This is a genomic window from bacterium (genome assembly GCA_004322275.1).
Taxonomy (GTDB): domain Bacteria; phylum Desulfobacterota; class Deferrisomatia; order Deferrisomatales; family BM512; genus SCTA01.
Genome location: SCTA01000007.1, coordinates 46,095 through 66,048 on the forward strand (window position 1 = coordinate 46,095; position 19,954 = coordinate 66,048).

Consider the following 19,954-nt stretch of genomic DNA (forward strand, 5'->3'; position numbering starts at 1 on the left):
CCGGGCGGTGCGAATTTGTGTAGAACTACCAATTACGGGATGTTTTTAGTGAATATTTTTTGCGAAGGCCGGAGTTGGCAGTGCGTATGTTCTCGCCGTCAGTTTTAAGGGCAGTAACGGAGCGCCTTTTGAGAAAGAGGTTTGAGGGAACGCGTTGCTGGATTCTCGCGGCGGTTTTCCTCGCTGTTTTTGTTTGTCCCGCTTCGGCCGCCGTGGCCGATGCCTCTTCCGATGTCGCCGCCATTGCCGGCACCTTTGAACTTTCTATGTGCGCGGACCCGTCCTGCCGGCTTCCCGCAGGCGAAGACCTGTCCTGGTCTCGCCTGAACCTCGGCCCGAAGGGGCTTGACGGCCCTGTCGCACACAAGGAGGGAATAGGCTGGGCGATAATTACTTTCAACCTCGACGATCCCAACCGTTTTGAACATCCCGCCTTTCTCCTGACTCACCCTGCCGACGCCGAAGAAGTTTACCTGAACGGAGTCCCTGTAGGCGGCGAAGGGGTCATCGCGGATGATTACATAACCGTTCCCAGCGGCCCCCGCATGATTCTGGCCCCCGTTTCGGCGTTCAGGAGAGGCGAAAACCAGCTCACCTTCAAGGTTCTTTTCGCCGGTAAAAACGTCGATGTCTTCGACGGCCCGCTGCTTCTGGGGGAACGCGAGAGCATAAGAGCCGAGTGGGAGAGGCAGTTTCACCCGATAATCGCCACCGAAGCCGCTTTTCTTTGCATGTTCTTTTTTCTCATCTGTTTTTACGGATTTTTGATCCTCAAGGGCGTTGTCCGTTCGGACTACGTGCTCTTCATAGCCTTTACGGCGGTTTACGCCGCGACCTTTCTTCTGGGGGGAAATCTCCTCTACCTGTCGGGCATGTCGTATGACTGGATGGACGAAGCGAACGAACTTTTATCGCACGTAACCATCATTCTGCTGATCTCCCTGATCGTAAGACTCACCACGGACCGCATGGGAGTCCTCGCCTGGATTTTTATCCTGATAGAAGTAAGTCTGGCTGCCCTGGGGCTTTTCCTTCCGCCCCTGGGCGCGCTCTTTTTGCTTAGCGGGCCCAAGAAAATAATCGTGGTTCTGCGCGGCGCCTATTACCTGTTTCTCGTCCTGAGGGCTCTCCTCCGGCGTCAGAACGAAGCCCTGCCCATATTTTACGGAGTCGCGGTATACGTTGTCGGGTCGCGGCTCGATGTTTTCTGGGGGACAAGCCTGCGGGATTACTCGGTGGGCTTTTTCGCCCTGTGCATGCTTTACGCGCTCACCTCGCGCCACGCCCGCTTGAAAAACAACATGGTCGAGATTTCTACGAGACTGCTGGACGCCCACGAGGAGGAGAGAAGGAGGGTCGCCCGCGATATCCACGACGGGGTGGGGCAGTCTCTTCTGGGTATGAAACTCAGGATGCAGATGTATCTGGCCAAGGCCAGAAAGGGGGAAAAGATCTCTCCCGAAATCATCGATTCGCTCGTTACCGACACCACAGCCGTAATAGAGGAGGTAAGGCGCGCGGCGATGGACCTTCGTCCCTCGTTTGTGGAATCGATGACCCTTATCGACGCGATGAAATGGCATGCGGAATCGTTCAGCGAGAGGCACGGGATAGAGATGCATTTCCATACGGGCTCGGAAGAATTCAAAGACCCCCCCTCGCGCATCAAGGATAACCTCTACCGCATATTTCAGGAGATACTTACGAATGCCGCAAGGCATTCGGGGGCGACGAGGCTGGACGTGTCGCTTTACCGCTCCGGCGACAGGCTTATTCTTCTGGCGACAGACAACGGGAAGGGTTGTGAGGGCGACTACGACTGCGGTTCAGGCATGGGGCTTGCGACCATGCGCGAGAGGGCGGAGCTCTTAAAAGGCACATGCTCTCTTGAAAGCGCTCCGGGAAAAGGCACAACGATAAGGGTAGAGGTGTCAGCCAAATGGCAAGAGTAGTCATAGCGGACGATCATGCGATATTCCGGCAGGGGCTAAAGGAGCTTCTTTCCGGCGAACCGTCCATAGACGTTCTGGGCACCGCCTCAAACGGAGCGGAAGCCCTTTCCGTAGTCAACACCCTCAAGCCGGATATCCTGATACTCGACATCTCCATGCCGATTATCGACGGTTACGAGGTGGCGCGACTGATTCGCCAGCAAAACGTCCCCGTGAAGATACTGATGCTCTCGATGCACAAGGAACCCGCCAGCGTTAAAAAGGCCATGTCGGTGGGGGCGGACGGCTACGTCCTTAAGGAGGACGCCTTCGACGACCTTGTCTCGGCCATTAAGGCCGTGACGTCCGGCAAAAGGTTTATAAGTTCCTCCGCCGGGAAACTGCTCGACACTCCCGATTCCAATGAATCCGAGGACAGGCTCTCGCCCCGCGAAAAGGAGATCGTCACCCTGATAGCCGAGGGCAAGAGCACAAAAGAGATCGCCGCCTCGCTCGGGATAAGCGCAAAAACCGTCGAAACGCACCGGCAGCGGATAATGGAGAAACTCGGTTGCCATAAGGCCACAGAGATAGTGCTCTATGCCGTCTCGCACGGCATGACAAAAAAATAACACGGCGTTGAAAGGTCATTCGGGTCTTTTGTAGGTCTTTAACCCTACACAATAATGGTTACACCCGATTTTCTCAAAACAGTCCGCATATTATACTTTACCCATGCAATCAGCGATGAAGAGCGACAACTCAAAAACCCTCGATTTCGTTCCCGCCAGATCAAAGGCGGTTCACTCCCTTTCAATTGTAATACCCGTATATAACAGCGCGACGATAATCACTACTCTCTCCGAGTCTGTAATATCGTCAAATACCGGTTACCGGCTCCAGCTGGTTCTCGTCAACGACGGGAGCATCGACGGCTCGGACAAGGTTTGCGAGGCGCTGGCGAAAAAATATCCCGGCGAGGTCACCTTTGTTAACCTCTCCAGGAACGTCGGCGAACACAACGCGGTAATGGCCGGGCTCGCCCACGCCAGAAGCGATTACTGCGTCATCATGGACGACGATTTCCAGAATCCTCCCGAAGAAGCTTACAGGCTCGCCGATGCCGCGATCGCCGAGAAACGCGACATAGTCTTTTCCGCCTTCGACAAGAAGCGCCACCACTGGTTTCGGAACCTGGGCAGCAGCCTGGCCAACTATACCGCCCGGAAGCTGATGAATCTGCCCGAGGGGCTCTACCTCTCCAGTTTCAAGTGCCTGAGCCGCTTCACGGTGGATTGCGTGCTCTCCTACGGCGGCCCCTTCCCCTACGTTGACGGCCTCGCGCTTAGGGCGACTCGCAACATCGGAGTTCTGTTCACCGAACACCGGCCTACGGTGAAGAAAAAATCCGGCTACACAGTTGAAAAACTGATGAAGCTCTTTGCGGTGATGACAATCAACTTTTCGGTTGTGCCCCTTCGCATCGGCAGCATTCTGGGAGTGCTTTTCAGCATTGTAGGTCTCGGGGGCAGCGTTTACGTCATCGCGGAAAAACTGAAAAATCCCGCAATGCCCGTTGGGTGGCCCTCCCTCATCGTCGCAATCCTGATCCTCTCCGGAGCGCAACTGCTGATACTGGGAGTAATCGGGGAGTACCTCGGGCAGATGTTTCTCACCCTTAACGGAACCCCCCAGTACATAGTCCGAAACGTCGTCGAGGAGAAGGCCCCCGGCTGTGGAGACTGAAGAATACCACTCGATGCGTCTTTTTGAGGACGATTACTGGTGGTACCGCTCGCTGCGCAGCGTGGTGGCCGAGAACCTTCCGGATGCTAGAAGCGTACTTGACGCGGGTTGCGGCACAGGGGGGATGCTCAAAGAGATCGCAAACAAAAAGGTTGTGGGAATCGATTCCTCGCCGTATGCGCTCACCCATACCCGTGAGCGCGGCTTTGACCTGGTGGTCCGCGGGAGCGTCGACGCCCTCCCGTTCGCCTCTGAAAGTTTCGATGCCGTCCTCTGCCTCGACGTTCTCTACCATCGCGGCGTCACCGACGACGGGGCCGCCGTGAAGGAGTTGGCCAGGGTTCTTCATCCCGGAGGCAAGGTTATCCTCCATGCGCCAGCCTATGGCTGGCTTCACGGCTCTCACGACGAAATGGTGCACGGCGCGCGAAGATATACGACAAAACGGGTGGGGGAGCTGGTTCGCGGCGCTGGCCTGGAAATATGCAAGCTAAGTTACAGAAACCTGGCCGCCCTGCCCGCGGCCATTGTCTCGCGGCGATTCCTGCCCGGCAGGAGCGGTTCCGACCTCGCACCGCTCCCGGGCTGGCTGAACAAGGTTCTTTTAGGAATTTCCCTTTTTGAAAACAGGATACTCAGGACCGTTTCGTTACCGGCGGGTTTGTCTGTCTTTTGCATTGCGAAGAAGCCTCTGTGAAACTTTTTTTGGGCGTTAAAAAAAGCGAGTGGTTGATGGTTGCGGCCCTTATGGCTCTGGTCGCAGCCGTTTACGGGATATCTCTCCGGGGCGTTTTCCTCTGGGACGACGTGCTCTTCATCGAGCAAAACGCCTTTCTTCACGATGTATCCAATATCCCGGAGATATTCGCGTCGGACGACGCCGTAGGCACCGGACTTAGAAACCCCTATTACCGGCCGGTAACCACCGCGACTTTTTTGATGGATCATCTTTTCTGGGGTAAAAATCCCGCGGGTTACCGGGCGACCAACCTCTTGCTTCACGCGGCTGTCTGCGTCGCGCTTTTCTTCACGGCAAAAAGGTTCATGGGGAAATGGGCGGCCTTTTTAGCGGCGGCCATCTTCAGCGTTCACCCCGCGAACTCCGAACCGGTCGCCTACATAAGCGCGCGGGCGGATCTGATCTGCGGCCTCTTCGTGCTATTGTCCTTCCTCAATTACCTGATATACGAGGAGAAGGAGAGAGGCAGGAATTACGCATATTCGGTCCTTTTTTTCGCCGTAGCCCTGTTGTCGAAGATAATCGCCCTCGTGGTTCCCGTCGTTCTGGCGTTTTGGCTCTTTGCGAGAGGGAAGCGCGGCAGGATAACAACCCACCTCCCTCTTTACGTGGCCATAGCCGCACTGTTCATGATTTTGAGAAGCAGCGTAACGGCTGTGGACACCTTTCACTCACATCCGCTTGTGACTCGCCTGGCTTCAGCCGGAACCTATCTGGTTTATTACCTGCGTTATTCCCTTCTGCCGTTCGGCCTGAAGGTTTTTTACGAAGAGCCCATCAGGACGACTTTTGCGGACGCCTTCGTCATCGCTTCATGGGCCGCTCTGTTTCTTATCTGGGCAACGGCTTATCGTCTCGCCAGAAGATTCCCGGAGGGTGTGTTGGGTGTGGTCTGGTACTTCACGGCTCTTCTGCCGGCCTCGGGCGTCTTCATGATCCTGTTCCCGGCGGTAATGGCGGACAGATACCTGTACATCCCCCTGCTGGGGCTGTCCCTTACGGCGGGGTGGATGATCGATCGGTTCGCAAGATCCGGCGCGTACCGGAAAAACAGACTGCAATTAAAGGCCTGCGCCGCGATCTGCATCGCAGCCGCCTCCATCTACACCGTTACCCGCGTAAACGTGTGGGGCAGCAAGCTCTCTTTCTGGGGAAAGGCCGTCAGTGAAGCGCCGAACGTGGTACTGGTTCTGAACAATTACGGGCTGGCCTTGATTAACGCCAAGCGCTATTTTGAAGCCGACAGCGTTTTCTACCAGCTAAAGGAAATGGGAGACGACGACGCCCACGTGGACATGAGCCTCGCCCTCTCGGCGATGTACAGGGGCGATCTCGATCTTGCCGAGAGCCACATAACCACCGCGCTTAATAAAAAACCGGGTAACTCCTGGTATCTTGCGGTAAACGGCAGGATAAGTTTTCTGAAAGGTAACATACCGTTCGCAAAATATCTGACGGAAGCTTCCCTCCGGCTGAATCCTTATGGAACCGAGGCTCTCGAAACAATGGAGATGATAAATAACTCTCAACCGCGGTAAGGAAAAAACACTCCCGGAGATTTAGGGCGGCGCTTTCCACAAGGAGGGTGCCGTTTTCATTTGGGCGGGATTGTCAGGCGGCCTTTTTCTTCCTCGTCTTCGGGCAGACCGCAGTGCAGACGCCGCACTGAAGGCATTCGGTGGAGCAGATAATCCCCTCCGAGGGCTTAAGCGCTATCGGACAGGCTTTGTCGCAAAGCTTGCAGGAGGTGCAGCCCTCGGGCACGGGTATCGTATGGGTCGTCTTTTTGAGGACCGTGGATACCGTGCCGATGGGGCAGATCATGCACCAGGCGCGCTGCCGGTAGAGAACCGCAAGTATAAGCGCCGCGCCGGTGGTCACGAGGCACATCATCCAGAAAACACCGCCGAGGTAGGCGAGGTCGGTGGGATTTTTGGCTATGCGCCACACCATGAGCCCCATCAGCCCGGCGGTTACGTACCAGCGCACCTTGTTGACGGGGGGCAGCTTGAGTTTGAAAGAAGGCAGGTGGCGGAGCCAGGTGTCGAGAAAAGAGCCGCGGGGACAGTAATTCCCGCAGAACCTTCTTCCGCGGCCCGAAAAAGCCATAGCCATAGCGCCGATCATGGTGAACGGGACGGCGTAACCGAAGTACGGGCTAAAGAAACCGCCTATGATGACCAGCGGCACCAGCACACCCAGAGCCAGCCGGTATTTATTTACATTAATTTTTCTGGACATTTTCAAACCTCATCGAATCCGGTATTGACTACAAATTCTTTGATGAGAACAGCCAAAAAAAGTTTCAGGCCGGGGGAACTTTAAACGCTGCGAGGGAGGCCGTCTACGGTCAATCGGTGCCCGGGAACAGGTCCGTGCCGACAAATTCTCCTCCATCTTGGTGACAATGCCGGAAATGGTAGTAATATAAGTTTGTAAGTGGAGGTTCAAATGGCTTCGGAAAAAGACCCCGGCGGCCTTATCAGGCGGATTGCGCAAAAAGAGCGCGAGATCGAAGCCGAGCTTGTGCGGGCCAGGTCCGAGGCTGAGTTTATCGAGGAGCGCGCCAGAAAAGAAGCGTTTGAAATTCTCGCCAGGGCCGCGGAGGAGCGAAGGAAGCTGGGCGAGAAGATAGCCGAGAAGAGGGCGCTTGGGGCCAGGATGCGTTCAGACGACAGGATTCGGGAGATTCACGCCCTCGAGATGCGGGTTTTGAATCTTCCCGGTGAAGTTATTGACGGTTTCGCACTGGAAGCGCTTCGGGACATCTTTCCCGGAGAAGACTTCAAGTCTAAATAGCGGACCGTCGGGAGAACCGGCTTTGCTGGAGCCGATGTCCAAGGTAAGAGTTTTCGGGAAAAAACCCCTTCTGGGCGAGTTCCTCGCCGTGCTCGGTGAGGCGGGGCTTGTCCATCTTTCTCCTGTCCGGAACAGGACAATAGACGGCTTCAACGAAAGCGAGCTTTTTACCGCCTGCGAGGTGGACGCCGCCTCCCGAGCCCGTTCGGAAAAACTGCGCGACGAGCTTCGCCTCATCGAGGAGGCGGGGTCTTTGCTCGGCGTCGAAGCCGCGCCCTATTGCCCCCGAGAAAACGTTTCAATCAGCCGCGAGGAACTGCACCGCGACCTGGAGCGGATACGCAAGCTGTCTTCGGAGAAGGAAAAACTCGAAGAAGACCTCGCGCTGGCCAAACGCTACCGGAAACTGGCCAGCGTCTTCGGGCCGGTCATGCGCGATCTCGGGGAGATGCGCCACGTACGGGCGATGGGAGTCACCGTCGAGGCGCGTTACAGGGATCAGCTCCTTCCGGCGCTGCGTGAAAAGCTCGAAGAGATTACCGGCGGCGGCTACCAGCTCCTCTGGAGGTTTCTCGACGAAGACCTCCTGGGAGTGGTCATCCTCTTTCCGCCGGCCTCCGCCGAGGCGGTCGCCTCTCTCCTCGCCGAAAAAAACATCCACGAAATGCGGCTACCCAAAAGCTACGAGCATCTCCCCTTTTTCAACGCGCTTACTCTGGTGGAAGAGCAACTTTCAAAGGTTCCCGCCACCCTTGAGGGGATACGGCTGGAGTTTGACGGACTTCGGAAAAAGTACTCGCCGCTTATAACCTGCGAGAGGCAAAGGCTTCGCCGGGAGATAGAGGAGAGCGAGGTCGCCTCGGGCATGTCCTGCACCCGCTTCCTCTTCGTCTGCGAGGGCTACCTGCCGGAAAAGGACCTTTCGGGACTGAAAAGGGTGCTCGGCGACCGCTTCGGAGACGACGTAACCGTCACGGAGATCGAAATCACCTCCGAAGAGAGGCAGAAGGTGCCGGTTTCCTTCTCCAATCCGGGGTTTTTCCGCCCCTTCGAGAGGATGCTTCGGATTTTGCCGCTGCCGCGCTACGGGACAATAGACCCGACGCCGCTGATGGCCCTGAGCTTTCCCCTCTTTTTCGGAATCATCCTCGGCGACGTGGGTTACGGGGCGATCGGGCTCCTCCTCGCCCTCGGAGTTTTCCTCAAATACAGGAAAACCGCTCTCGGAAGGGATATTGCGACGCTGCTCTCCCTCTCCAGCGTCTTCGCGGTCTTTTTCGGCTTCGTCTTCGGGGAACTGTTCGGAAGTTTCGGCCATTCTATTGGCCTGCGGCCTCTCTGGCAGGGTAGGCTGGAGGCGGCGACCTCGCTTTTGGTCTTTTCGCTCGTCGTCGGGGTGGTCCACGTCCTTCTGAGCTTTTGTTTCGCCATTGCACAGAGGCTTAGGGACCGCGCCGGGAAGAGGGCAGCGGCGATGGCGGTTTCGATAGCCGCCCTCTGCGCGGTCTTCTTCATCCTCGGCTCTCTGGCCGGTTATCTGCCCAGGGGGGCCTGGCTCGGCGCGGTGGTCTTCCTCATAGTCTGCATAGCGGTTCTAATATATCTGGAAGGCATAATCGCCGTCCTCGAACTGGTCACGGCGCTGGGCAACATCCTCTCCTACGCCCGCCTGATGGCTCTGGGCATAGCGAGCGCGGCGCTCGCCTTCGTGACGAACAAACTGGCGGGAGCCACTGGAAACGTGGCTGCCGCCGTGGCGGTGGTGGTCGTCCTCCACGGGATCAACATGGTCCTGGGCCTCTTTGGCCCGGCCATTCAGGGGCTTCGCCTCCACATGGTTGAATTTCTACCCCGCTTCTACGAATACGGCGGAAGGCAGTTCCGCCCCTTCGGGAAAGGAAAGCAAAATGCCTGAAAAAGGACTTATCGCAATCGGAGCGGCGCTGGCGGTGGGAATCGCCGCCATAGGGACGGGGTGGGCGCAGTCCCGCATCGGCTCGGCCGGCGCCGGGGCGATGGCGGAAAAGCCTGAGGTGAGCGGTTTTATCATCGTACTCGTCGCGTTACCCGAGACTATGGTCATCCTCGGGTTCGTCGTCGCGACCATGATCATCCTGATGCTCTAGTGTCCTTAGTCATGGAAGAAGGGCTCTTGGCCGTCGTAACCCGCGAGGGCGAGCGGGAAAAGGGCGAGATAGAGGCGCAGGCCAGGCAGAGGGCCGAGGCCATACTTTCGGAGGCCCGCGCCCGCGCCGGCGAGATCGCCGTCTCGTGGCCGCCGGCGCCGTCCCTGTCTGGGGGAGATACCCGGTGGGCCGAGAGAAACGCCGCTTTCTCGAAATCATTTGAAACGGCGCTGGAAAAAATACGGTCGGCGGCACTCGGAATTCTAAGCGGCCTTCCCCGGCCGGAGCGCGTCCGGCTTCTTCTTTCCTTCTGGGAAGAGGTTCACCGCGATCTTCCGGAGGGGCAGTATCTGGTAAAGGGACCGCCCGAGGCGGCCGGGCTGGCGGTTTCCTCCGGCGGCTTCGTCTTTTCCTTTGAGGAGGTCCGGGAGGAGAGGGTGACGATACTCTCCGGCGACGGGACGAGGGTTCTTGTGTGGTCGCTCGAAAGCGTCGTGGAAAGCTACTTTCGTTCCCGGAGGGGGAAACTTGCGTCGGTGATTCTGGAGGGCGGGGTTGCTTGAGCCGGCCGACTACCTGAACGCGAGGCTCCGTGGGAGAAAATCGCGTTTTCTCGGCCCCGAAAAGCTCCGCGAGCTCTCCCGGCTGGATTCCGTGGAGGAACTCAGGAAACAGCTCACGGACACCCTTTACGGACCCCACCTTTCGCGCCTTGGCTATCTCGAAAAGGACACGGCGCTCCTCATCGAGAGGGCGGTGGGGGAGACGCTGAGGGAGGATTTGAAAGCCGTCAGAGGCTTTTCTCCCGAGCTTTCCGCGTCCCCGGCCTCCTTCCTCTTTTCGAGGTGGGACGCCTGGAACATGAAGGCTGTCGCAAGGGGACTTCACTCCCACGAGAGCGCCGAAAGGATTCAAGGCTCGCTGGTGCAGGCGGGCTGGGTCGAAGAGGCGGTGTGGCGCGAGATAGCTTCCTCACGGACCCTGCGGGAGGGGGCGGAGAGGGCCCTCCTCCTCGGCGTGCTGAGCGCGGGCCAGTTGAGGGAGTCTTTCGGCGAGGACAGGAGGTACCGCTCGGAGGTGGCGTCGCTGGAGGACTCGGTCGACCGGCGCTTCTACCGCGAGGCGCTTAGGGGGCTCGAAGAAAAGGGTGAGCGCGAGGAATTCTGGAGTCCGGCGCTTTTGTCCCTGCGCGAGGAGATAGACGCGAAAAATCTCAAAACTGTCCTTCTCGCCCTCGCCTCAGGGGAACCGCGGGAAAAGAAGCTGACAATACCCGGCGGAGCATGGACGGTGAAGCTTCCCGGCGAACCCTCCTCCTCTGAGAAGGCGCGCCAGGTTCTGGCGCAAGCGGTAAGGAAGAGGTACAAGGCGGCGGGAGAGAGTCTGGCAAGGGTCATCGAGGAGGAGAATTACCTCCGTGCGGCGGCCCTCACGGCGAAAATTTCCTGGCGCCGCCAGATGCGCTTTATCTCCGGGAATCCGCTCTCCTCGGCGATTCTCGTCGGCTATCTCTGGACGAGGGCCGCCGAAGCCGTTGACCTTCGGCTAATACTCTGGGGGGTCAATTTCGGCATGGGGCGGGAGCGCATCGGCGAAGAGCTCATAATCGCCGGGGGCGGAGGCTGAATGTACCGCTACGTGGTCATAACCGACAGGGAGACCTCCGGCGGCTTCGCTCTCGGCGGAGTCGAGGTGGAAACCGTTTCGGACGCCGACGGGGCGAGAGAGGCGCTTTCGCGCTGTCTTTCGGACAAGTCAGTCGGTCTGGTGGCCCTTAACGACAGGTTTCTCGGAGGGCTGGGAGTGTCCATGACGAGAAAGATAGAGCGGTCGGCGCTGCCGGTGGTGGTTCCCTTCCCCGATCCCAAAAGCAGGGGGGAGGGGAGAACCGAGGAATTTCTGACGGCGCTTTTGTCCCGGGCGATCGGTTACCGCATAAGGCTGAGGACCTGAACTTGGAAGAGGGAAGAATCGTCAGGGTGGCCGGTTCGGTCGTAGCTGCGTCGGGCCTTCCCCGCGCGGGGATAAACCACAGGGTCGAGGTGGGACATAGCCGCCTCACCGGCGAAGTCATAGCCATCTCGAAAGATACCGTGACCATACAGGTCTACGAGGGCACGGAGGGGCTCCGCATCGGGGAGCCGGTTTACTGTTCCGGCAGCCCCTTCAACGTCTGCCTCGGGCCGGGACTTCTGGGGATGATCTTCGACGGCATACAGCGCCCCCTCAAGACCCTCTCGGAGATTGAGGGCAATTTCATCGGCCGGGGGGCGCGCATCGGCTTCGAGAAGGATTCCAGAAAGTGGGAGTTAGAATTTCTGGTCACGCCGGGGCAAAAAGTGGCTCCGGGAGAGGTAATCGCCACCACGCCGGAGACTCCGGCGATAGTCCACAAAATCACCTGCCCGCCGGGGCTTTCCGGAGTGGTGAAGGAACTTTACAGAGGGCCCTTCGGCCTCAGGGATGCCGTCTGCAGGCTCGTCTCGGGCGAAGAGATTCACCTCTCCTCCCGCTGGCCCTGCCGGGTTCCGAGGCCCTACGAGCGAAAGCTCAGCCCGTCCGAGCCGCACGTGACCGGGCAGCGCATCTTCGACTGCTTTTTCCCTCTGGCGAAGGGCGGGGTGGCGGTAGTGCCGGGAGGGTTCGGGACCGGCAAGACGGTGCTCCAGCACGCTCTCTCCAAAAACCTCGACGTTGACGTGGTCGTGTACGTCGGCTGCGGCGAACGCGGCAACGAGATGAGCGAGATCATCAGCGATTTCACCAGACTCGAAGACCCCGCCACCGGAAGGCCCCTTCTCGAACGCACCATAATGGTCGCCAACACCTCCAACATGCCGGTGGCTGCGCGCGAGGCTTCCCTCTACACCGGGATAACGATGGCTGAGTACTACCGCGACATGGGCTACAGGGTGGTTCTTCTCGCCGATTCCATCTCCCGCTGGGCGGAGGCGCTGCGCGAGATGTCTTCCCGCCTGGAGGAGATGCCCGGCGAGGAGGGCTATCCCTCCTACCTCTCCTCGCGCCTCAGCCAGTTTTACGAGCGCGCCGGAAGGGTCGCCTGCCTCGGCGGCGGTTCCACCGGCTCCCTCACCGTCGTTTCGGCGGTTAGTCCCCCCGGCGGGGACCTCTCGGAGCCCGTCACCCAGGTTTCCCTGCGCATGGCGGGCTGTTTCTGGGCGCTTGACCCCGATCTGGCGTCGCAGCGCCACTATCCCGCCGTCAACTGGCTGGAGAGCTTCAGCCTCTACCGCGAGAGCCTCTACCCGGTGTGGGAGAAAGCGGACGGCGGCGACTGGCGGCAAAACGTTCAGGAGCTGGGGAAAATCCTTGAGAGGGAGAACTCCGTCCGCGACATCGCCCAGCTCGTCGGCTACAACTCCCTCCAGGACGGCGAAAAGCTGCTCATGAACGTTGGGAAGGCGATCCGCGAGGGGTTTTTGCGCCAGGACTACAACCATCCAGTCGATACCAGGTGCTCTCCCGCCAAGACCGGCCGGATGATGGAGCGGTTTCTCGGAGCTTACAGGGAAGCGCTCTCGCACCTCTCCTCCGGGGAAAAGGATTTCGAGGACCCGGTCGAGCTGCTGCCGATGGAGGAACTTAGGCGCCTCCGGTTCGAGCCGGAAAGCGGGGGAAAAAAATGAGCCGTGAGAAGCTCGTAGATAGCGTCTGGTACAACGTCTCGGGCGTCAAGGGGCCGCTCCTCTTCGCCAGAAGGCAGAGCGACGTGGTCTACAACGCTATCGTCGAGATAACCACGGTGGCGGGGGAGACCCTCTACGGGCAGGTGCTGGATCTCTCCGAAGAGACGGTGGTGATGCAGGTGCTGGGCTCGACCCACGGCGTCTCCGTGACCGGCACGGCGCTTCGCTACAGCGGCGAGGTGCAGAAGCTCCCCGTGTCGAAGTTCATGCTCGGGCGCATCCTAGACGGCAAGGGAAAGCCCCTCGACGGCCTGCCCCTCTACCCCGCGTCGATTGAAAGGGAGATAACCGGCGCGGCGATAAACCCGGTGTGCAGGGAGGTACCGGACGAGTACGTGGAGACGGGCGTGACCGCCATCGATCTGATGAACACCCTCGTAAAGGGGCAGAAGCTGCCGATCTTCTCCTGCGCGGGGCTGCCCTCCAACGAGCTCGCCGCCCTCATCGTCGGCAACGCCTCGAATCTCGACGACTCGGAGAGGGAACTTTACGTCGTCTTCGCCGGGATGGGCATAACCCACCGCGAATACGAGTTTTTCCTCGACAAGTTCACCAGGGAGGGGGCGCTGGACAGGACGGTAGTGTTCCTCAACCGCGCCGACGAGCCCGTCATCGAAAGGCTTCTCGCCCCGCGCTGCGCCCTCACGGCGGCGGAATACCTCGCCTTCGACCTCGGGCTCGACGTACTCGTCATACTCACCGACATGACCCACTACTGCGAGGCGCTCCGGGAGGTCTCCTCCGCGCGCGAGGAGATAGCGGGGAGGCGCGGCTACCCCGGCTACATGTACACCGATCTCGCCGGGCTCTACGAGAGGGTGGGGAGAATCTGCGGCAAGGGGGGCTCCGTGACCCAGATTCCGATACTCACCATGCCCGACGACGACATAACCCACCCCATCGCCGATCTCACCGGCTACATCACCGAAGGGCAGATAGTCCTCGACCGCTCGCTCTTCCGCAGGGAAGTGAGGCCGCCGATAAACCCCCTGCCGTCGCTCTCGCGCCTGATGGACAAGGTTGCGGGCAAATCCACCTATCCCGAGCACAAGGCGGTAAGCGACCAGCTCTACTCCCTCTACGCGCGCGCCGCCGAAGTGCGGCGCATGGCCGAGCTGGTCGGCAGGGACAACCTCTCCCCCTACGAGCGCTCGCTCCTTGGCTTCTCCGTCGAATTCGAGGAAGAGGTGCTGAACCAGAAAGACCAGCCGCGCACCCTCAAAGAGGGGATAGAGCTTGCGATGGGGCTTTTCGCCAAGCTCAACGATTCGCTCCTCGACAGGATATCCCCCGAGATGCTCGCCCCCTACCGGAAAGGCAAGAAGGTCTGATGGAGAGGCTCCCCTCGACAAGGCAGAACCTGTTAAAGGTGCGCCGGAGGATAATCCTCGCTGGCGAGGGGCTTTCGCTGCTCAAAAAGAAGAGAGAGGCGCTGGTCAGAACCTTTTTAAGTCACGTCACCGAGCGGGTAAGGTATCACGACCTGATGGAGAAGGCCGGAAGAGAAGCCGCCGGGCCGCTTGCCGGGGCGCTCGCCGCCGAAGGGCTCTCGGGCCTCGCCACCTACGGCTGGGCCGCAAGGCGCGAGCTGGCCCTCGACGTAAAGAAAGAGGTCATCTGGGGAGTGGAGGTAGCCACCTTTCAGCCCGCCGCGATACGAAGAGAGTTTCGCGGGCGCGGCTTCGACCCCGACGGCGCGGGCGTCGAGGTATCCCTGGCGGCCGGGAAGTTTGAAGAGCTATTGCAACTCATCTTTGAAACCGCCGCCAGCGAAATACGCCTAAGAAACCTCGGCGAAGAGATACGCAAGACCTCCCGGCGTATCAACGCCCTCGAAGGCATCCTCATCCCCGCCATGGAAACCCGCGAAAAGAAAGTCAGCGAAGCCCTCGAAGAAAGTGAACGCGACGAACGCCAGCGGTACAAGGGGTTGATAAAGAGGAGGGGGAGGTAGGGGGGTAACCCGCGACATCTTCCACTTTATAGAGGGTCCCCAATATGGGACTATCCAAGAGGGATTTCAAGATTTTAGGAAACGGAGGCGATATGATAATCTTGCGGCAATATAAATCGCTTAATGCGGTAACTTGACTGGGGAAAGCCATGAACAGCTACGTGGATGGTCTCAAGAAACTCCTTCGAGAGCAGGATTTCGACACACTTGAAGAGGCGCAAGCCTTCGTGGACAGGTACATGGCGAAGGTCAACGACACCCCGGTTGATGATTTTCTCGGGTTGACGCCGTCGATGATGTATCGGTTCCTCTATTTCCCGTTCGACTCCCCGGACCTCGTCGTCTTCCCGGAAACCGTAAACGATTCCGGTTCAGCGCCGGTAGCGAGGCTTTTTGGCCTCATCGCGGCTGCGGCAGGGCCAAACGGTCTCAAGAGCACGGCAAAGGGTAACCTGCCTCGCAACTTTTGCCGGGAAACGGCCGTTGAATTTTTCGGTCCGGTTGAATACGCCGAAAGAACGAGCTTTGGCGGCATCAACCGGGAGGAGGATTTCGAGGAGCTAAACGTTGTCCGCCACCTTGCCGAAATCACCGGTTTGCTCAGGAAGTACAAGGGGCGCTTCATCCTGACGCGGAAGTACAAGCAACTTCTCTCGGAAAAGGGCGAAGGGGCCGTATACCCGTTTCTGCTGAAGGGCTACGTGAAGGAGTTCAACTGGGGGTACATGGACGGATACCCGAAATTGCGGATCCTGCAGAGCTCGTTTCTGTTCACGCTCTGTGCCGTAAAGAAGTTCGGCGACAAGCCACGCAGCAACGAATTTTACGAGAGCCTGTATTTAAAGGCCTTCCCGATGGTTCTCGAAGAAGTCCCAAAGGACTTTTTCATGCCGCCCGAAACCCTTTTCAGGTCGTGTTACAGCTTGAGGATGCTCAAGAGGTTTATGGTCTTCTTCGGATTGGCTATGGCAGAAGAAAAAAAAGACAACAAATTCAGCCGCGATTTCACCATCTCAAGCACTTCCCTTCTGAGCGAAGCGGTAAGATTTAAGATGTAGGGCCCTGAACAAGGAGGGGAATTAAGTGTGCTGGTCCAGAGAGAGCAATTAAGTATACTGCCACCAATCCCCACCAATCCCCCGTCCACCAATCCCCCGTTACGCAAAATCCGTAAAGGAAGGGTTGTATCCCTCCGAATGGTGCGACGGCGGCGACATGGATGGCATCGGTTGGGATTAACGCACGGGAATTGATGCGTTACGCTAACGCATCCTACACGGCTCATCAACTGAGTTGGCGGAACGTAGCGATACCACAAATGGCGTCCCTGAACCAGTAACTATTTGATTTCCTTTGGTGACATGCTTTACACTACCGGCAATGGAGATGGCATTCCTCCGATTAACCGCCCCTGGGGCTGATGATGCCTGCATTTATTCCCTCTGAAGCGGAAGGTGTAGGTATGCGTTTAAATATGTTCTCGCCTGGTCCGGGTATGTGGCAAAGCGCCACGGCTGGACGCTCATGAAAACCCCCAAACATCCGGAACAAATGGATATGTTGCCCTACATGGGCAAGTGGCTGTTGCTAGCCTTTGGAGTGGCCGCTCTTGCAGGCACGGCTTCGGCGTTTTTTCTTTTCGCGCTTGAATGGGCGACTGAAACACGCGAGGCCAATCTTTGGCTGCCTGGCCTCCTTCCTCTGGCCGGGTTTGCCGTTGGCTGGATATATTTTCGCTTCGGCAAGAATGTCGAGGCCGGCAACAACCTCCTGATTGATGAAATCCACGATCCAAAGAAGGTGATTCCGCGCCGCATGGTGCCTTTGGTGCTGGGCGGAACCATCATCTCTCATTTGTTCGGCGCATCGGTTGGCCGAGAGGGGACCGCCGTGCAAATGGGCGGCGCTCTTGCCGACCAGCTTACCCGCATATTCAGGCTGGGGCGCGAGGACAGGCGAATCCTGCTTATGGCCGGAATAAGCGCCGGATTTGCCTCTGTTTTCGGAACACCTCTGGCTGGCGCTATTTTTGGCATGGAAGTTTTGGCGATCGGGCGGCTTCGGTACGATGCAATAATGCCCTGTATGGTCGCTGCAATAGCGGCTGACCAGGCAGGTTTGCTTTGGGGCGTGCGGCATACCCATTACGTGATTCCCCATGTCCCCGACTTAACATTATGGAGTTTTGCCGCGATGATAATCGCGGGTGCGTTATTTGGCGTCACCGGCAAGGTGTTCGCCGACTCGACTCACAGGTTGAGCCGGTTTATGAAAAAAACAATCGCCTACGCTCCGCTTCGACCGATGCTGGGCAGCATTCCTGTTATTGCCGGGGTTTTCCTTCTCGGCGCCGATCGATATATCGGCCTTGGAATTCCAGCCATAGTAGAGGCTTTTAAGCATCCCGTTGCGCCTTATGATTTCGCCGGAAAGATGGTCTTCACTGTGGTATCTCTCGGCAGCGGCTTCAAAGGCGGAGAAGTAACGCCGCTCTTTTACATCGGGGCTACCCTGGGCAACGCGCTTGCCCCTTTGCTCCGGATGCCGTTGCCGCTCTTGGCCGGTATCGGTTTCGTCGCGGTTTTTGCAGGCGCGGCCAACACGCCCATAGCCTCTACCCTTATGGCTATGGAACTCTTTGGCGCGGAAGTCGGCATATTTGCGGCCATCGCATGCGTGGTGAGTTACCTCTTCTCGGGCCATACGGGAATTTATCATGCCCAGAGGGTAGGCCAGGCCAAGCACAGCAAGGCTCCGGAAGAGTCCCGGTCAGATGAATTGTCACCAAATCCAAGGGTTTACCGGTAGTAACGATTACGGTTGTGAGGCGGGCTCTGGAACTGGGTCTGTCTGCTCCGTTTGCGGCTCGGCCTGCTGCTCTTCGGCGGGCTCCTCTATGAATTCTCTGCATTCGGGTATGATGAGCCAGGTGGTGTCGCATTTGCCGTCCGGCGGAAGGACCGATTCGTCGGTCATTATCAGGCAATCGGTCCTGTGCTGGCGTATTCTTTGGTTGAACCCCTTCGATTTGCGCACCATCTCGAAGGCGCAGTCGCCGGCATGGCGGCCATACTTTATTTCGTCGGAGCTTGTCCACTCGGGGTGCTTGACGTAGCGTATCAGCCCGACCCTCACCACGCCGCCGCCGTAGGATATCTCTTCCCCGATCTCTATAGTCTTCGGTCCCCTGAAGTTATCGACTATCTCGGGGTAACAGCCGAGCCAGAAGTAGGGTTTGTGGTTTTTTATAAGAAATATCTCCTCGCCCCTGACCCGTATTTTTTGAATATCGCGGGTAACCGGCTCGGCCGCCGGAGCTTTTGCCGCAAGCGCCAGGCAAAGCAATAGCGCTGAGGCGAAAGCCCCAACCCGGCCGTGGTTGGGCAGGGTAAGTAGCGACGATTGCAGGGTCATCGAAAATCTACCGGCTTATCAAAGGCATCTGAAATACCGCATAAAATGGCAGACTAAGGCTGCCGAAGCCCCCGAGCTTGATGCGATAATACAATTATGACGATATTTACTCTAGCGCGAAACTCGACCTCCACAGAAGTTCAGGCCGGTTTCCTGCTGTGCGGAAATCATCTTTGTGCTAAACTAAAAAAATAGTTTCGATTCGGCTCTAAAACAGCGCCCTTTTTGAACGTCACGGAGGGGGAGAAGTGAGCGCACCTGTAAGGCGTTTTCCGAGAATCCGCACCGATCTGAAAGCGAAGGTCTTCGAGGTGGATAATTTCGAGGACTGCGCAACGGCTACGGTGTACGAACTCGGCCAGGGCGGATGTCTTATCATCAGCGATTTTTTTCTGGGCGAGGGGAGGGTTGCGCTAATCGAGGCGGTGCTTCCAAAAGGTACGATTCGCGTCGTCGCCAAGGTATTGTACGAATACGTCTGGCAGAACCGCCCGATGATAGGCTTCGCCTTTGAATTCGACGGCGAGGCCCCTCCTCTGGCCCTGCTGGATTACATAAGAGAGCAGTTGCCCCATTCGGCGACCTACGTCGGGGGGCACTCGTAACAAAAGGCGCTTAAAGAAAGTGAAAAGCCCGCCGTAATTCGCGGGCTTTTTTAATATGCTTTGAACCCTTGAGAGGCTGACCTGGTGGACTTGATCTTGCTCGTAAAGGCCCTGCTGATGGGGCTGGTGGAAGGCGTTACAGAGTTTTTGCCGATATCCAGCACGGGGCACCTGATAATCGCCGGAGACCTTCTCGATTTCCTCCGGAAAGAGCAGAGGGACGTCTTCGAGATCTTCATACAGCTCGGCGCAATCATGGCGGTGTGCTGGGAGTACCGCCAAAAGCTTGCTCACACGTTGGCGAGCGTTGGCAGCGAGGCCAGGGCGCGGCGCTTTGTTTTCAACGTCGCCATCGCCTTCGTTCCGGCGGGAGTCCTCGCGCTGCTGCTGGGAAAGTTAATAAAAACCCGCCTCTTCTTCCCGGCTCCCGTGGCGACGGCTTTTTTCGTCGGCGGGCTCGTCATCCTCTGGGCCGAACACCGCAAACATACCGTGAACGTCTGGGAAGTCGACGACATGAGCTGGAAAGACGCGCTGAAAGTGGGGTTCGCCCAATGTTTCGCGCTCATTCCGGGCACCTCCCGCTCCGGTTCCACGATAATCGGCGGCCTTCTCTTCGGCCTCTCACGCAAGGCGGCCACGGAGTTCTCCTTTTTTCTCGCCATTCCGACCCTCACCTCTGCCGCCCTTTACGACCTCTACAAGCACAGAGCAGCCTTTGACGCCGGGGCAATGGGCCTCATGTCAGTTGGGCTGGTGGTCTCTTTCTTCAGCGCCCTCTTCGCGGTGAGGGGACTTATCCGCTATATCTCAAGGCACGACTTCTGCGCCTTCGCCTGGTACCGCATGGCTTTCGGCGCAGTAGTTCTTCTGACCGCGTATTTCGGCGTTGTGAAATGGTCGAACTGACCAATCACCGAAACGCAGCCAATT

Annotated in this window: 20 protein-coding genes; 18 read left to right on the forward strand and 2 right to left on the reverse strand. The window is 58.1% G+C overall.

Features of this window, described 5'->3' with window-relative positions; all coding sequences use genetic code 11:
* The first annotated feature begins 86 nt into the window (after positions 1–86).
* The 5 genes from EPN96_02520 to EPN96_02540 all read left to right on the forward strand — a co-directional run bounded on the left by EPN96_02520 (position 87) and on the right by EPN96_02540 (position 5,954).
* Positions 87–1,952 carry a sensor histidine kinase gene (locus EPN96_02520; GenBank protein TAL18180.1) on the forward strand — a complete coding sequence of 622 codons (1,866 nt, stop codon included), beginning with the start codon at positions 87–89 and terminating at the stop codon, positions 1,950–1,952.
* Positions 1,940–2,563, forward strand: coding sequence for a response regulator transcription factor (locus tag EPN96_02525; GenBank protein TAL18181.1), 624 nt, complete (start codon positions 1,940–1,942; stop codon positions 2,561–2,563). Before EPN96_02520 ends, EPN96_02525 begins: the two co-directional genes overlap by 13 nt.
* Before the next feature lie 115 nt (positions 2,564–2,678).
* Complete coding sequence (locus EPN96_02530; protein TAL18182.1) at positions 2,679–3,677, forward strand: glycosyltransferase; 999 nt, start codon at positions 2,679–2,681, stop codon at positions 3,675–3,677.
* Entirely contained in the window at positions 3,667–4,374 is a 708-nt protein-coding gene (locus tag EPN96_02535) for a class I SAM-dependent methyltransferase (GenBank protein TAL18183.1), read from the forward strand. Before EPN96_02530 ends, EPN96_02535 begins: the two co-directional genes overlap by 11 nt.
* On the forward strand, positions 4,371–5,954 hold the full coding sequence (locus EPN96_02540; GenBank protein TAL18184.1) for a hypothetical protein: 1,584 nt from the start codon (positions 4,371–4,373) through the stop codon (positions 5,952–5,954). Before EPN96_02535 ends, EPN96_02540 begins: the two co-directional genes overlap by 4 nt.
* Positions 5,955–6,027: 73 nt before the next feature.
* Here the strand turns inward: EPN96_02540 and EPN96_02545 are convergent, their stop codons facing one another.
* Positions 6,028–6,657 (reverse strand): 4Fe-4S binding protein, encoded by a 630-nt coding sequence (locus EPN96_02545; GenBank protein ID TAL18185.1) that lies wholly within the window; start codon positions 6,655–6,657, stop codon positions 6,028–6,030.
* A gap of 210 nt (positions 6,658–6,867) precedes the next feature.
* Between EPN96_02545 and EPN96_02550 the strand changes: the two genes are divergently transcribed.
* The 11 genes from EPN96_02550 (at position 6,868) to EPN96_02600 (ending at position 17,810) form a co-directional block, all read left to right on the forward strand.
* Positions 6,868–7,215: a hypothetical protein gene (locus EPN96_02550; protein ID TAL18186.1), complete on the forward strand. Its 348-nt coding sequence runs from the start codon at positions 6,868–6,870 to the stop codon at positions 7,213–7,215.
* A gap of 22 nt (positions 7,216–7,237) precedes the next feature.
* Entirely contained in the window at positions 7,238–9,130 is a 1,893-nt protein-coding gene (locus EPN96_02555; GenBank protein TAL18187.1) for a hypothetical protein, read from the forward strand.
* Positions 9,123–9,341, forward strand: coding sequence for an ATPase (locus EPN96_02560; GenBank protein ID TAL18188.1), 219 nt, complete (start codon positions 9,123–9,125; stop codon positions 9,339–9,341). The genes EPN96_02555 and EPN96_02560 overlap by 8 nt, the downstream gene beginning before the upstream one ends.
* Positions 9,342–9,367: 26 nt before the next feature.
* A complete protein-coding gene (locus EPN96_02565; GenBank protein ID TAL18189.1) occupies positions 9,368–9,904 on the forward strand; it encodes a hypothetical protein in 537 nt (178 codons plus the stop codon).
* Complete coding sequence (locus EPN96_02570; protein ID TAL18190.1) at positions 9,897–10,967, forward strand: hypothetical protein; 1,071 nt, start codon at positions 9,897–9,899, stop codon at positions 10,965–10,967. Before EPN96_02565 ends, EPN96_02570 begins: the two co-directional genes overlap by 8 nt.
* The gene (locus EPN96_02575; GenBank protein ID TAL18191.1) at positions 10,968–11,294 is read left to right on the forward strand and encodes a hypothetical protein; all 327 of its coding nucleotides are present in this window, start codon (positions 10,968–10,970) and stop codon (positions 11,292–11,294) included. It abuts the gene before it with no gap.
* A 2-nt stretch (positions 11,295–11,296) separates the two neighbouring features.
* Positions 11,297–12,988 carry a V-type ATP synthase subunit A gene (locus EPN96_02580; protein TAL18192.1) on the forward strand — a complete coding sequence of 564 codons (1,692 nt, stop codon included), beginning with the start codon at positions 11,297–11,299 and terminating at the stop codon, positions 12,986–12,988.
* On the forward strand, positions 12,985–14,379 hold the full coding sequence (locus tag EPN96_02585; protein TAL18193.1) for a V-type ATP synthase subunit B: 1,395 nt from the start codon (positions 12,985–12,987) through the stop codon (positions 14,377–14,379). The genes EPN96_02580 and EPN96_02585 overlap by 4 nt, the downstream gene beginning before the upstream one ends.
* On the forward strand, positions 14,379–15,002 hold the full coding sequence (locus EPN96_02590; GenBank protein TAL18194.1) for a V-type ATP synthase subunit D: 624 nt from the start codon (positions 14,379–14,381) through the stop codon (positions 15,000–15,002). The genes EPN96_02585 and EPN96_02590 overlap by 1 nt, the downstream gene beginning before the upstream one ends.
* A gap of 149 nt (positions 15,003–15,151) precedes the next feature.
* The gene (locus EPN96_02595; GenBank protein ID TAL18195.1) at positions 15,152–16,060 is read left to right on the forward strand and encodes a hypothetical protein; all 909 of its coding nucleotides are present in this window, start codon (positions 15,152–15,154) and stop codon (positions 16,058–16,060) included.
* Positions 16,061–16,526: 466 nt separating this feature from the next.
* The gene (locus EPN96_02600; protein ID TAL18196.1) at positions 16,527–17,810 is read left to right on the forward strand and encodes a voltage-gated chloride channel protein; all 1,284 of its coding nucleotides are present in this window, start codon (positions 16,527–16,529) and stop codon (positions 17,808–17,810) included.
* Between the two features lie 6 nt (positions 17,811–17,816).
* On the opposite strand, the gene EPN96_02605 is transcribed toward EPN96_02600, so the two are convergent.
* The gene (locus EPN96_02605; GenBank protein ID TAL18197.1) at positions 17,817–18,416 is read right to left on the reverse strand and encodes a hypothetical protein; all 600 of its coding nucleotides are present in this window, start codon (positions 18,414–18,416) and stop codon (positions 17,817–17,819) included.
* A 248-nt stretch (positions 18,417–18,664) separates the two neighbouring features.
* Between EPN96_02605 and EPN96_02610 the strand changes: the two genes are divergently transcribed.
* Both EPN96_02610 and EPN96_02615 read left to right on the forward strand, forming a co-directional pair.
* The gene (locus EPN96_02610; GenBank protein ID TAL18198.1) at positions 18,665–19,021 is read left to right on the forward strand and encodes a PilZ domain-containing protein; all 357 of its coding nucleotides are present in this window, start codon (positions 18,665–18,667) and stop codon (positions 19,019–19,021) included.
* Between the two features lie 84 nt (positions 19,022–19,105).
* Positions 19,106–19,930, forward strand: a complete 825-nt coding sequence (locus EPN96_02615; protein TAL18199.1) for an undecaprenyl-diphosphate phosphatase — start codon at positions 19,106–19,108, stop codon at positions 19,928–19,930.
* Positions 19,931–19,954: the final 24 nt, after the last annotated feature.